This window comes from Gardnerella leopoldii, assembly GCF_003293675.1.
GTDB classification, from domain to species: domain Bacteria; phylum Actinomycetota; class Actinomycetes; order Actinomycetales; family Bifidobacteriaceae; genus Bifidobacterium; species Bifidobacterium leopoldii.
In genome coordinates this window covers 1,156,360-1,170,095 of the sequence record NZ_CP029984.1, presented here as the reverse complement: position 1 = coordinate 1,170,095, position 13,736 = coordinate 1,156,360, and the positions used below count along the sequence as shown (strand labels likewise).

Below are 13,736 nucleotides of genomic sequence, written 5' to 3'. Positions count from 1 at the left end.
TATGCAAGAGATACAACATGACGACACATATTTGTTGGCGCGAAAGCGGCAGGGAACTATTGGAATGTCATTATGCATGTTCATGGTTGTGTGGATTGCTGCTGCATATGCATTAGGTATGTGTTTTCCGTATTTTTTGCCTAAAGAATTTTTAGAAAAATCTATTGCAACAATATTAGTGTCTGACATTGCGCAATATTTAATAGCGCTTCCTATTGCAATGCTGATTATGCGAGCAGTACCAACTCTTGCGTCGCGTGAATTTTCTATGTCTTTGCGTCAATTTTTGGGATTCTACGCAGTTAGTGTGCCAGTTATGTATGGAGGAAACTTAATTGGTACAACATTAGCTTCAATTATTACAGACGGTAAAGCAGAAAATCGCATTTCAGAGACTATTGTGTCTGGAAATATGTGGGAAACGTTTGTGTTCGTAGTGATTCTTGCTCCTATTATGGAAGAATGGTTTTTTAGAAAGCAAATACTTTCTCGATTGCGTGTGTATGGCGAAAAGAAAGCAATTGTGTTCTCTGCTTTAGCTTTTGCATTATTCCACATGAATATATTCCAATTTTTCTACGCTTTCGGGCTTGGGCTTATTCTCGGGTACATGTACGTACGCACTTCTAAATTGCGTTACAGCATATTTCTTCACATGATTGTGAACTTCCAAGGAAGCGTTGTTGCTTTATGGTTACTAAAACAGATGACAGATGCAAACGGGAATGTTATAGAAATTGACAAATTATCGAATAAAGAGTTAATGGATTTGCCTTCTGGATTTGTGCTAGCTGGATTATATAGCATATTTGTGTTTGCAGTGCTTGTAGTTGGAATAGTGTTACTTGCTCGTAGTCGCCGATATTTAGTTTTCTTTGATGCGCCTTTGGAATTGCCTAAGGAAAATAATTTGAAATCACTTTATGGAACCGTAGGTGTAATTGCATTTTTGATTATTTCTGTGATTCTTAATGTGATGATGCTTTTTTCGTAACTGCTATTTTTCGTAACGAAAAACAAAAATTCAAAATTCATGACTTAAGGAGGCGAGTTATATGTTAAGCAAAAAATTAGCCAATAAAACTATTCGCGTTGGATTGCTTGGTGCCGGAACAGTCGGTTCGCAAACAGCGCGACTTATAGTTGAGCAGAGTGATGAACTTGCGGCTAGAATTGGTGCAAATATTGAGCTTGCAGGAGTTGCGTGCTTGCATCCGGAAGAAGTTGACGCTCCTTGGATTAAGCGTGATTTGCTAACTACAGACACTGCCTCTTTGTGCACCCGCGAAGACGTTGATATTGTAATCGAGCTTATTGGCGGACTTGAGCCGGCTCATACTTTTGTAAAAAGTGCGCTATGCCATGGAAAATCTGTTGTTACTGCAAATAAAGCGTTGCTTGCAAAGTTTGGTCCGGAATTATACGAGTGTGCAGAAAGTCACGGAGTTGACTTGTACTTTGAGGCGGCTGTAGCAGGAGCGATTCCTATTGTTCGACCGCTTCGAGAGTCACTTATTGGCGACGAAATTACGCAAATTTTCGGGATTGTAAACGGAACTACCAACTATATTCTTGACGAAATGACTGTGCGCGGACTTGATTTTGACTCGGCTTTACGCGCAGCTCAAGAAAAGGGTTATGCTGAGGCGGATCCGACCGGAGATGTTGAAGGTTTCGATGCTGCAAATAAAGCTGCGATTCTTGCAACTCTCGCATTCCAAATGCCGGTAAGTATTGACGATGTTTCTGTTGAAGGAATTAGCGCGATTGACTCTGAAGATATTGCTGCAGCGAGCGCGGAAAAGCGTGTAATTAAGCTACTTGCAGCAGTTGAAAGGCATTGCGACGGCGAATCAAACTCAGATGGCGGAGTAAGCGTTAGTGTGTATCCGGCGCTTGTTGGCGCGGAGCACCCTTTGGCGTCGGTTCATGGCAGTTTTAATGCTGTATTTGTGAAGGCGCAGGCTGCAGATGATTTGATGTTCTACGGACGCGGTGCCGGCGGCGCTCCAACTGCAAGTGCTGTTGTTGGAGATGTTGTTAGTGCTGCTCGAAATCTTGTGCGTGGATGCGCAGGTTTTGGCGTGCCAATGTACAACAAGTATGTGCCGGCCTCTAGCGAGCAGACCAGAGCAGATTTTGTGATTCGTTGCAATATGGAAGATACTTCTTTGGCTTTGTGCAGCGAAGTTATGGATGTTTTTGCAGATCATGGCGTTGTGTATGAGCGTTTGGCTTCGGCGTGTCAAGCTAAGTATTCTCAAACTGAAGGTGATTCGGATTGCCCACAGTGCGGTCTTGGTGGACCTGGCAGTGTGCGCGTGCTTGTGAGCGAATGTTCGGAAGCTGCGGTTCAAGCTATTTGCGAGGATTTGCAGAAGTTGGACGTTGTGTGCGGAAAGCCGCTAGTTTTGCGCGTTATAAAGTGAAAAGCTGCAGGTGATCGTATGAAGCCAGTATGTAACAGTGTTTCCGTGCGCGTGCCAGCAACTAGCGCAAATCTTGGTTCTGGGTTTGATGCAGCCGGTATTGCGCTTGATTATGCGGATTCTTTAGTTTTTACTCTGGATGATAATCGTTCTAAAAATTCGCTTGATTCGCTCGATTATGCTGGAAACGTGCGCGTAATTATTCACGGCGAAGGCGAGGATACGCTTCCAAAAGATGAAACGCATCTAGTTGTAGCGACTTTTCGCAAAGCTTGCAAAATATTTGGTCTGCCAAACTTGCGATTTACGTTAGAAGCGCATAATCGGATTCCGCAAGCGCGCGGTATGGGCTCTTCTGCAGAAGCGATTGTTGCTGCAGTTGCTGCTGCTTGGGCTTTTGCTCACGAAGGTGATCTTAATCGCGAAGCAATTTTCGAAATTGCGGCCGCAATTGAAGGTCATCCAGACAATGTTGCTCCTGCAGTTTTTGGCGGTTTGACGATGAGTTGGAAGCTTGATGCTGGGGAAGGCAAAGGTTCTGTGCGCGTGGCTGGAGATTGCGAAGCTCCGCTTTCTACCGGTTTTCATACTGTGCGATACAAAGTTTCGCAAGATATTTCTGTGTCGGTATTCGTTCCTGATTTCGAGCTTTCTACAGAGCTTGCTAGACGCGCGCTTCCAGCAAAAGTGCCGTATGGTGACGCAATATTTAATGTGTCGCGAGCTGCAATGCTTCCGGTTGCTTTTGGTGAGTTAAATAGCGATTCTGAAAATAAATTAGGCACAGTAAAATCTGATATTTCGCGAAATGCGCTACTTTTTGCAGCAACTCAAGATGCTCTTCATCAAACGTATCGTGCAAATCTTATGAAAGATTCGTGGAAGCTGGTGGAGACGTTGCGCGAGCATGGTTTTGCGGCAGCGATTTCGGGAGCAGGATCGTGCGTTGCTGTATTTTATGCAGGAGATGCCGAGTATAACAAGAGTGCAGCTCAAAAAATCGACGCAATTGCCGAGCCGTGGCTTTCGCGTACGGGCTGGCGCGTTTTGCACGTGCCTGTTGATTCTACTGGCGTTGCAATAACTCGCGAATAAGTTGTGTGAAGTTGTAAAAGGGAAGGGTAAGGTATGACAGTTTCGTTGATTTTAGCCTCGCAGTCTCCTTCGCGTAGAGCGGTTTTGGCGGCGGCTGGCGTGATTCCGGTAATTCACGTAAGCGAAGTGGATGAGCCGGCGGCTTTGCGTGATGCCGCTAGTGAGCGAGGTGCAAGCGTTGAGCAGTTGAGTGCTGAGCAGCGAGTTTCTATTTTGGCTCGCGCAAAAGCTCAAGCTGTGTACCATGCGTGGAAACGTGTGGCGGATACGGCTGCTTCGGCTAGTGGCGATTTAGTTGTGGGGTATCCGCTGGAAGCTGAAACTGAATCTTCTGAACTTGCAGAAACTGCGAAATCTGCTGGTAATGCTTTAGCAAGCGATTCGCAATCAGACGTAACGCATAACGTAGATACGGCGCAAACTCGCGATTTTTCAGGCGTTACTGTTCCTACAAAAACTTTCGATATTCACGATTTTGCATATACAAATAAATCTTCTCATGATTGTAGCGGTGTGCTGATTGTTGGCTGCGATTCCATGTTCTTACTCGATGGTGAGTGCTACGGAAAGCCGCATACTCCTGAAGTGGCATTTGAGAGAATCAAGCAGATGAGCGGAAAAACAGGACAATTGTGGACTGGCCACTGCTTAATCGACGCAAAAACCGGCAAAACTATTTGCAAAACAAGTCATGCAAGCGTAACTTTTGCGCAAATGAGTGACGCGGAAATTCGCGCGTATGTAGCAACTGGTGAACCTCTAGAAGTTGCAGGATCCTTTACACTAGAAGGTTTTGGCGGAGCTTTTATTGAAAGCATTAATGGAGATCCTCACGGTGTTCTTGGAATCAGCTTGCCGCTGCTGAGACAAATGGTTTCAGAGCTTGGATATGCTTGGCCGGATTTGTGGAATAAGGAAAGCTTGGAAGAAACTGGCGAAAAGAATGATCCGACTTCCACGGAAGTGCCTAAAGAAAATGTGCATCAGCCGGGAGATGGCTGGGTGCATTGCGATTGTGGTCGCAGGCATTGGGGTCATAACGGTGCTGCTGGAGTTCTGCTTGCTAGGCGAGATGCCGAAACTGGTCGCGTGACGCACGTTGTGATGCAACATCGCGCGCTTTGGAGCGCTGAAGGTGGCACTTGGGGCATCCCTGGTGGCGCAATTTCCGATGGAGAAAGCGCGATTGAGGGCGCATTGCGTGAGTCTTTCGAGGAAGCAAATATTACTTCGGGAGATATTGAAGTTGTTGGAGCTTACCGCGAGGATCACGGAAACTGGTGTTATACAACGGTTTTTGCGTTTGAAAAGCCGGGGCATAGTGTGGATCCTTGCGCGCACGACGACGAGAGTATGGAAATTAAGTGGGTGCCAATTGACGACGTGCCTAAGCTGAAGTTGCTTACGGCAATGCGCACGGATTGGCCGTCTTTCCGTGCGCGCCTTGATGAGTTAGCGCTCCGACATGCTTGAGCGCAGCACAGCGCGCGCGAAAGCAACTCGGAGCGCCGAGCTTGCTTAGGGTTGAAAGCGCGGTGTGCTTTCAACGCAAGCGAGGTCTGCCTTCGTCTCGATTGACGAAGGCAGGGCAGGTTTGTGTGGTTGGGTTTTAGAAACTGGGTTGTGTTTTGTGTGCGCTCCGACCTGCCTGAGCGCAGCATTGCGCGCGTAGGCGGCATAAACTGCGCACGAAATCATCCCAAAATTGCGGCAATTACGGCTATGCAAATTGGGCTAGTGACAGTAGAAAACAGTATGCCGTCGCGCGCAAAACTTAAGCCGACGTTGTAGCGCGCAGCATAATTGTAAACGTTTTGACCAGTTGGAAGAGCAGCTAACACAACGCACGCATACAAAGTCGCCCCGCGGAAACCCATCACAAAATAAGCTAGCAAAAACGCAATTGCAGGCATAATAAGATTTTTTAACACAGCAACCGTGGCAATAGCAGCTCGATTAGAATCTTTTTGCAAAGGCTTGCTGCCGTAAAGCGACATTCCAAAAGCCATTAAAATCATTGGAACTGCAGAATCGCCAATCATCTTAATTGGATCGTAAAGAAAATTAGGAACAGGGAAGTAGCCAACTTTTGCGGAAATTGCAGAAATAATAATTCCCCCAAGCGAACCAATTAAAAGTGGTTGTTTTAAAGGCTGCTGTGCAATGCGCTTGAGAGAACATTTTCCAGTAGTTGTAATGTCGAGAACAGTCAAACCAACAGGAGTAAATACAGCCTGTTGCATAACTAAAATCGGAGCAACAAGCGCAGGATTTCCCAAAATATAAGTCGCAACCGGCAAGCCAATATTGTTGGAATTTAAATAAAGAGAATTGAGAGCACCTATAGTGCAGTCAGCTGCAGGAAGATGGAAGCAAAAGCGATTAAGCAGAACGAACGCAACTCCAACAATCATCGCAGAAAAGAATGCAACAAAAATCGAAGAGTGAAAAATCTCAAAAATAGGCTCTTTAGAAAGTATTGCAAACATTAAGCAAGGGCTGGAAACGAAAAAACTTACGCGATTTAGGACCATTTGAGCCTGTGAACCGCCAACGCGCATGCGAGCAGTAACGTAGCCTGCAGCAATAACAATGCCAATTACGCAAAAGCCTTGCATTGCGCTGATTAAGCCCATTTCTTGCCTCCAAAATTCGTTAATCGCACGCAAATTGCATGCGTGCGAACCTATGCTGTAACTATAGGAGAGATACGCAACTTTTATGTGCGCTATGGATAAGTTTGAAATTATTGGAATTTTTAGTAACTGCTAATTGGCTTAAAAACAGCGATGCAAATTTTAATATTCAACGAGTCATATATTTGACTCGGCAATATGGCATACTAGAGAGCGGTGGCACTGCAAGCCGCCAGGCAATCGATGGCGTCGATCCCCTCGTGAGCGTTTTCCGAGGCTGGCGTCCGCTGTCGCGCAGCTAGACTTTGTAGAGAGCTTTGGGGTGGCTCGCGCACGTGCGTGCTTAACTTAAAGCCAGGGATGCGAGGCGATGCAGCGTCTCGTGAGGAGCATAGTGCCCAGAATAATAAGAGAACGCTTCAATGAATCTGAAGCTGAAAATAGTAGAACTGTGTCTAAAACCGCTACTTCTGCGGAAATGTCCGGAATAATGCAATCTACAGATTTTGCGGAAAGTAATATGGCTGCCGGTGATACTTTGCAGCAAAGCTCTGGCGTTACGCGTCGCCGTCGCGGTCGACGAGTTACTCGTGGTGCCGGTGCGGCTGGAGAAGCAATGGAACTAAAAGTTGAGGATTCTAGTGCGAAGAATTCTGAGCCGCATGTTGTTAAATCGCGCCCAATAACTTCGCTCCTATTCCAGGAGCCAGTTCTTCCTAAGGTAGTGAACGATCGTAGCGAGGAAAGCAGCAGTTCGCGTAATGACTTGCGTGACAACTCGCGTGATGGCTTGAATGATGATTTGCGCGATGATTTACGTGATATTTCTCGCGGAAGGCGCGGTGGACGCAATAGCCGTGATTCTCGTGATAGTCGTGATAGTAGCGAACGCAAGTCTCGTTCTGAAAGACGCGAGAATTCAAGCGAAATAAAGCGTGATAGTGGCAGAGGGAATAGTCGTGAAACATCGCGTGAAACAAGTCATTCTATGTATTCTCAAGATTCTGAGTACGCTAAGAATTTTCAGGATTCGCAAGATGATCGCGACGAAAAAACTCGCAAAAGCCAGCGTTCTCGCCGTTCTCGCAGATTGAATGCTGTTGAGCGACGTGCTGCAGCTGAAGTTGAGCAAATTGAAGAGGATCTTGCATACGACAATATTGTTTATGCTCCCATTGATACGCGCATCGATGAAACTCTTGATGTTAGCGATATTTTATCTGCAGAAAATACTTCGAATAGGCGTTCTAATCGTCGCAATATGTCGAATAACATCTCTAATGATGATGACGCTCGAAATGAAAACGGTGCAGTAGACAGCAGAGGCGGTAGCAATAGCAGAGATAGCCGCAATAGCAGTGACGAAGGCGATAACAGAGGTACAAACGACGATTATAATGCGAATAATGGCAACGATGACGATGAAATAATGATTACGCGTCGCCGTCGTCGCCGTCGTAGCTCTCGCACTGATCGAAATGAAAGCCGCAACGGAAGTCGCGATTTAGACATTGATATTTCAAATGATCTTGACGATGACGTGAATTCTCGCACAAAACGCACAAGTCTAGATGAAGTCTCTCAAGAAGATCGCGATTTAATTCCAGATCCAGAAGAACTTCGTGAGCAAGATGAGGAAGAAACTCTTTATACGCGCCGCCGTCGCCGCCGCCGTTCTAAATCCTCCGATGACACGAATTCCGCACCTTCTCAGGAAGAGTCATCCGACTACACTAATGCAAACGAAGACGACTTGACTTCTCGCCGCTCGCGCAAGCAGCAGTATATAGACGAAATTACGGATATTGAAGGCTCTACGCGACTTGAAGCAAAGCGCCAACGCCGTAGAGATAATAGGCGTGAGCGTAGCCGTCAAAACCTTCTTATGGAGCAAGATTTCCTTGCTCGTCGTGAAAATGTTGAACGATTAATGGTTGTTCGTGAGCGCGATCGTCATACGCAAATTTCCGTTATTGAAGACAATATTCTTGTAGAACATTATGTTTCTGATATTCAAGAAGTTGCTACTGTTGGAAATATTTATCTTGGGCGCATTCAAAACGTGCTTCCAAGCATGGAAGCTGCGTTTGTGGATATTGGTCAGGCTCGAAATGGCGTGCTTTATGCAGGCGAAGTTAATTGGGATATGGCTCGTCTTGAAGGTCAGCCTCGTAGGATTGAGCTTGCGTTTAAGTCTGGCGATCCTGTGCTTGTGCAGGTTACTAAGGATCCAATTGGACATAAGGGTGCTCGATTGACTTCGCAAGTAACTCTTGCAGGGCGTTTCTTAGTGCTTGTGCCATCTGGCGGTATGACAGGTGTAAGCCGCAAGCTTTCAGATCGAGAGCGCTCGCGTTTGCGCGCTATTGTGTCGAAGATTGCGCCAAAAGATATGGGTGTTATTATTCGTACTGCTGCTGACGGTGCAAGCGAGGAGTCGATTGAAAAAGATTTAGATTCGCTCGTTAAGCAGTGGGAGCGCATTGAAGCTAAGCGCGAAGAATACTTGCATGGAAAGCGTCCTAAGTTGTTACAGGGTGAGCCTGATGTGGCAATTCGTGTTGTGCGCGATATTTTCAACGATGACTTCCAAAAGCTTATTGTGGAAGGCGAGGGAGTGCGTCAGCGAATTGATGAATATCTTGAGATGATGGCTCCAGATTTGCGCAGCAAGGTTGAATATTGGGATCCTGCTGAGCATGAAGGCAAAGACGTTTTCGATAAGTGGCAGATTGATAGTCAGCTTCGTAAGGGCATGGAGCGTCAGGTTTATTTGCCAGCTGGCGGCTCTATCGTGATTGATCGTACGGAAGCAATGACTACGATCGATGTGAATACTGGACGATTTATTGGGCGTGGTAAGTCTTTGGAAGAAACGGTTACTCGTTGTAATTTGGAGGCTTCTGAAGAGATTGCACGCCAGCTTCGTTTGCGCGATATTGGTGGCATGGTCATGATCGATTATGTCGATATGGTTATGCCAGCGAACCGCGATTTGGTTTTGCGTAGGCTTTTGGAATGCTTGGCTAGGGATCGCACGAAGCATCAGGTTGCTGAAGTTACGTCTCTTGGTCTTGTGCAAATGACGCGTAAACGCGTTGGCCAAGGCTTAGTTGAAGCGTTCTCTGAAGAGTGTCCAACGTGCAAGGGACGTGGATTTATTTTGCACGATGAGCCTACTGTTTCTTCGGAATATGCAGATCCTTATGCGCTTAAGGGCGGAGATCCTTTTGTTAAAACAAACAAGTATGGTCACGGAAGCGCAACGGAACAGCCTGCGCCTGTTAAGCAGCAGGGTTCTAGTGCGGAAGTGAGAGCTAAGTTAGCGCGTATAGCTGCCGCATCTGTAATTACTGACGCAGCTCATAAATCTGAAGAAGAAACGCAGTATAGCAATTTTTTGAATTCTGACAAAGAGTCTGTATCTTCTAAGGCGGATGAAACTGGCGAAACTGCGGATGCTGGCGAAACTGCTGAAACTAGTGAAGTTGCGGAAACTAGTGAAGCGAATAAAACTTCTGAAGAATTAATTGAAAATAATTTAGAGGATACTACGCAAGAGATTGCTGGGTATACTTCGGAGCAACCTGCGCAAGATACTACGCAAGAACCTATGCAAGATGCTACGCAGGAAACTACGCAAGAAACTACAGAAAATGATGATTGCGCCTCTGAATAGTGACTAAGTATATGCCTTGAGTACAATATTGAATATTGTCTGCATTGACTCATGAATCTAGCGACTTGACGTTAGTACATGGGTAGGTGTATTTTTGATAGTCGGTGTCTTGCCGCGCGCGTTTTGCTGTGCGCAAGGCAAAAGTAAGCTTTCAATTGAGCTAAGGAACGAATTATGTACGCGATTGTGAAGGCCGGTGGCCATCAAGAGAAGGTCGAGGTTGGCGACGCCATTCTCGTGAACCGTCTCGATGCAAAGAAGGGCGATACCGTGGAATTCCCGGTCGCGCTCGTTGTTGACGGTGCTAAGGTGACCTTAAGCGCCAAGGATCTTGCTAAGATCACGGTGAAGGCAGAAGTCTTGAATGACGAAGCCAAAGGTCCAAAGATTAGCATTATGAAGTATAAGAACAAGACTGGTGTGGCTCGTCGCAAGGGTCATCGTCAGAAGTTGACTCTCGTCAAGATCACGGCCATCGCCTGATTGACGGTGGTATAAACCTGAAAGGACAGTGAGATGGCACATAAGAAGGGTGCGTCTAGCTCGCGCAACGGTCGCGACTCACAAGCGCAATATCTTGGTGTTAAGAAGTTTGGCGGTGAAGCTGTAGTGGCTGGCAACATTATCGTTCGTCAGCGCGGCACTAAGTTCCACGCAGGTCAGAATGTTGCTTTGGGCAAGGATCACACGCTGTACGCTTTGGTGGACGGCAATGTGAAGTTCGGTATCCGTCGCGACCGCAAGGTTGTTGACGTTGTTACCGCCTGAATTTTAGCTAAGCCAAAGTGCTTCAACAATAAGTCGACGATAATAACTCGGCGATAAAACGTTTAAGCCGCACCCAGTTCGGTGCGGCTTTTTTGTTCTCGCATGTTCCCGAGAATTTAGGTGTTTAGCTTCGAGTAAGGTAGCAGTATGAGTGATTTTGTAGACCGCGTAACAGTGCATGTAAAAGGCGGAGATGGTGGAAACGGATCTGCCGGAGTTCGTCGCGAAAAGTACAAACCATTAGCAGGCCCAAATGGCGGTAATGGCGGTGACGGCGGTTCCGTTATTTTTGTAGCTGATCGCAACGCAAACAGCTTACTTGACTACCGCTTCATGCCTCACCGCACTGCAGAAAACGGTACGATGGGCTTAGGTGACACTAAAGACGGTTCAAAAGGTGCAGACTTAGTGCTTCCAGTGCCTGTTGGAACTGTTGTTTTTACAGCACGCGGTGCCGCAGGCTCTCAAAAGCGACCTGGCGAAGTTTTGGCGGATTTGCAACATGTTGGAGACAAATTCGTTGTGGCGCAGGGGGGTGCCGGCGGTCTTGGCAACGCAGCACTCGCAAACAAAACTCGTCGTGCCCCAGGATTCGCGCTTTTAGGCGAGCCTGGCGAAGAACGCGACGTAATTTTGGAACTCAAGTCTATCGCAGACGTAGCTTTAGTTGGATTCCCTTCTGCAGGAAAATCAAGCTTAGTTGCCTCAATTAGTGCAGCTAAGCCGAAAATTGCTGATTACCCGTTTACTACTTTGGTGCCAAACCTAGGCGTTGTAAGCTTCGGCAACTATCGCTACACAATTGCAGACGTTCCAGGCTTAATTCCAGGAGCTTCCGAAGGAAAAGGCTTAGGTCTTGAGTTTTTGCGTCATATTGAGCGCACAGAGATTATTGCGCATGTAATTGATTGCGCAACGCTGGAGCCAAATCGCGATCCAATTAGCGATTACCACGCTCTTGAGCATGAGCTTGCGCAATACGCTGATAAACTTGAGCTTCCGTTGGGTGCGATTCCAATTCCAGAGCGTCCGCGCATTATTGTGCTAAATAAAGTCGATGTGCCTGAAGCTAAAGAATTGGCTGATTTTGTACGCGGTGAATTTGAGAAAATGGGATTGACTGTATTTGAGATTTCTACCGCGTCTCACGAGGGCTTGAAAGAGCTTGGTTTTGCGCTTGGACGATTGGTTGAAAAGATGCGCGAGAAGCTCGCTGCCGAGGAAGCAGCACGAGAAGAAGAGCGTGTTGTCATCCAGCCGCTTGAGCAGCAGACTTCAGCTTTGCGTCGTCGCCGCGATGATGGACGTGGAAATAGCGCAGACTTTGAAATTAAGCGCGAAGAAGATAGGAATGGTGATTTTTGGTTCACTGTTACTGGCGCAAAACCTGAGCGCTGGGTTGTACAAACGAATTTTGACAACGACGAAGCCGTTGGTTATTTGGCGGATCGCTTAGCAAAGCTTGGTGTTGAGGATGAATTGCGCAAGAAGGGCGCGCGTCCAGGAGACGAAATTCGTATTGGCACTGGGAATCATATGGTTTGTTTCGATTGGGATCCAAATATTGCTGCCGGTGCAGAAGGATTGGACGGCGCTAACTTGGGTGCGCGTGGTAAGGATTTGCGAATCGAAGCGAACGATCCTCGCGGAGCAAGGCGTACGAATGCTGAGCGTAGACGAGATTATCACAGCATGATGGATGCAAAGAGCGCAGTTCGAGACGCGATGATGGCTGAGCGAAAGTCGGGTCACTGGGCAGATCCTTCTGTGGATGACGATCGCCATGATGAAAATAGCTTGTTTGGTCGTGGAGAAGAGCAGAAAAACTAGAAAAATCAAGGTCAAGGGGAATCTTATGAATAATCCAGAAATTGAGCTTACCGAAGATGGGGTTCGGTGTTCAATTCGTGAGGCGCGCACAATCGTCGTAAAAGTTGGCTCAAGCTCACTTACGAGCGCGTCCGGTCAGCTGGATGTGCAAAAGTTGCGCGCTCTTGTGACTGCAATAAGTCACGCGCAAATGCAAGGCGCTCGCATTGTGCTTGTGTCTTCTGGCGCAATTGCAGCTGGATTTGGTTTGCTCGGCTTTAATGAGCGTCCTAAAGATGTGCCAACTCAGCAGGCAACGGCTTCAGTTGGTCAAGGATTGCTTATGGCTCAATACGAAGCAGCATTTTCGCAATTTGGTTTCAGAGTCGGGCAAATGCTTCTTACGGCGGACGTTACTATTTCGCCGTCGCGCTACCGAAATGCGCAACGCACAATGCTACGTTTGCTTGAGCTTGGCGTAATCCCAATAGTAAACGAAAATGATGCACTTTCTAGCAACGAAATTCGATTTGGTGACAACGACCGTCTTGCAGCTCTTGTAGCAAATATTGTGCGAGCGGAAGCTCTTGTGTTGCTTACGGATGTGGATTCTCTCTATACTGCGCCGCCTAGTGAACCGGGTGCTAAGCGTGTGAGTTTTGTGCCAGATGTGACGCGCGCGATTGAAGAAGTGAAAGTTGGCGCAAGTGTTTCGGGCGTAGGTACCGGTGGTATGGTGACGAAGATGGAAGCTGCGCATGTTGCTGCAGTTTCGGGAATTCCAACTGTGCTAACTTGCGCTGGAAATGCCGGTCCGGCACTGGCTGGAGATGCTGTTGGTACTGTGTTTGCGCCGGTGCATACGCGCGATTCTTCAAGGCGACTTTGGATTGGTTTTGCTTCGCATCCGCACGGAGTTTTGGTGGTTGATAATGGTGCTGCGAAGGCGGTTCGCGGAGGTCGCGCGAGCTTGCTTGCGGCTGGTATTGTTGGCGTGCGTGGCGAGTTTTCGGCGACGGATCCTGTGTGGATTGACGATGAGCAGGGTAACCATTTGGCTAAGGGTTTGGTTGCTTTTGACGCGGAGGAAATTCCGGAGATTATGGGGCGTACGAGCGATGAGCTTGAAGAATCACTCGGCCGTCAGTATGCGCATCCGGTTGTGCACCGCGACAATCTCGTGCTTGTGTAGTTAGATGCGGCTATATTTGCCGGAAAATCACACGACAAATGTTTCCAAAAACTACGAAAGCGACAAAAACTTTACAAGCGTGTGTAGAAAATGTCGGAATTTCACCAAAAACCGGCAGAAATTTTACA

Annotated in this window: 10 protein-coding genes; 9 read left to right on the top strand and 1 reads right to left on the bottom strand. The window is 47.2% G+C overall.

Features of this window, described 5'->3' with window-relative positions; all coding sequences use genetic code 11:
- The first annotated feature begins 1 nt into the window (after window position 1).
- The 4 genes from DOD25_RS04685 (at window position 2) to DOD25_RS04670 (ending at window position 4,997) form a co-directional block, all read left to right on the top strand.
- Entirely contained in the window at window positions 2–994 is a 993-nt protein-coding gene (locus DOD25_RS04685; protein WP_004118563.1) for a CPBP family intramembrane glutamic endopeptidase, read from the top strand.
- Window positions 995–1,055: 61 nt separating this feature from the next.
- Window positions 1,056–2,429, top strand: coding sequence for a homoserine dehydrogenase (locus DOD25_RS04680; RefSeq protein ID WP_004106232.1), 1,374 nt, complete (start codon window positions 1,056–1,058; stop codon window positions 2,427–2,429).
- Window positions 2,430–2,447: 18 nt separating this feature from the next.
- The gene (thrB, locus tag DOD25_RS04675) at window positions 2,448–3,524 is read left to right on the top strand and encodes a homoserine kinase (protein WP_032842465.1); all 1,077 of its coding nucleotides are present in this window, start codon (window positions 2,448–2,450) and stop codon (window positions 3,522–3,524) included.
- A 33-nt stretch (window positions 3,525–3,557) separates the two neighbouring features.
- A complete protein-coding gene (locus DOD25_RS04670) occupies window positions 3,558–4,997 on the top strand; it encodes a Maf family nucleotide pyrophosphatase (protein ID WP_112928813.1) in 1,440 nt (479 codons plus the stop codon).
- Between the two features lie 221 nt (window positions 4,998–5,218).
- On the opposite strand, the gene DOD25_RS04665 is transcribed toward DOD25_RS04670, so the two are convergent.
- On the bottom strand, window positions 5,219–6,160 hold the full coding sequence (locus DOD25_RS04665) for an AEC family transporter (RefSeq protein ID WP_004106240.1): 942 nt from the start codon (window positions 6,158–6,160) through the stop codon (window positions 5,219–5,221).
- Between the two features lie 394 nt (window positions 6,161–6,554).
- On the opposite strand from DOD25_RS04665, the gene DOD25_RS04660 reads away from it, so the two are divergent.
- The 5 genes from DOD25_RS04660 to proB all read left to right on the top strand — a co-directional run bounded on the left by DOD25_RS04660 (window position 6,555) and on the right by proB (window position 13,608).
- Entirely contained in the window at window positions 6,555–9,839 is a 3,285-nt protein-coding gene (locus DOD25_RS04660; protein WP_112928812.1) for an Rne/Rng family ribonuclease, read from the top strand.
- A gap of 174 nt (window positions 9,840–10,013) precedes the next feature.
- Window positions 10,014–10,322: a 50S ribosomal protein L21 gene (gene rplU / locus DOD25_RS04655; protein WP_004111933.1), complete on the top strand. Its 309-nt coding sequence runs from the start codon at window positions 10,014–10,016 to the stop codon at window positions 10,320–10,322.
- A gap of 33 nt (window positions 10,323–10,355) precedes the next feature.
- Window positions 10,356–10,607 carry a 50S ribosomal protein L27 gene (rpmA, locus tag DOD25_RS04650; protein WP_004106248.1) on the top strand — a complete coding sequence of 84 codons (252 nt, stop codon included), beginning with the start codon at window positions 10,356–10,358 and terminating at the stop codon, window positions 10,605–10,607.
- Window positions 10,608–10,754: 147 nt separating this feature from the next.
- Window positions 10,755–12,437 carry a GTPase ObgE gene (obgE, locus tag DOD25_RS04645; RefSeq protein ID WP_112928811.1) on the top strand — a complete coding sequence of 561 codons (1,683 nt, stop codon included), beginning with the start codon at window positions 10,755–10,757 and terminating at the stop codon, window positions 12,435–12,437.
- A 25-nt stretch (window positions 12,438–12,462) separates the two neighbouring features.
- Window positions 12,463–13,608 carry a glutamate 5-kinase gene (gene proB, locus DOD25_RS04640; RefSeq protein ID WP_004106251.1) on the top strand — a complete coding sequence of 382 codons (1,146 nt, stop codon included), beginning with the start codon at window positions 12,463–12,465 and terminating at the stop codon, window positions 13,606–13,608.
- Window positions 13,609–13,736 lie beyond the last annotated feature (128 nt).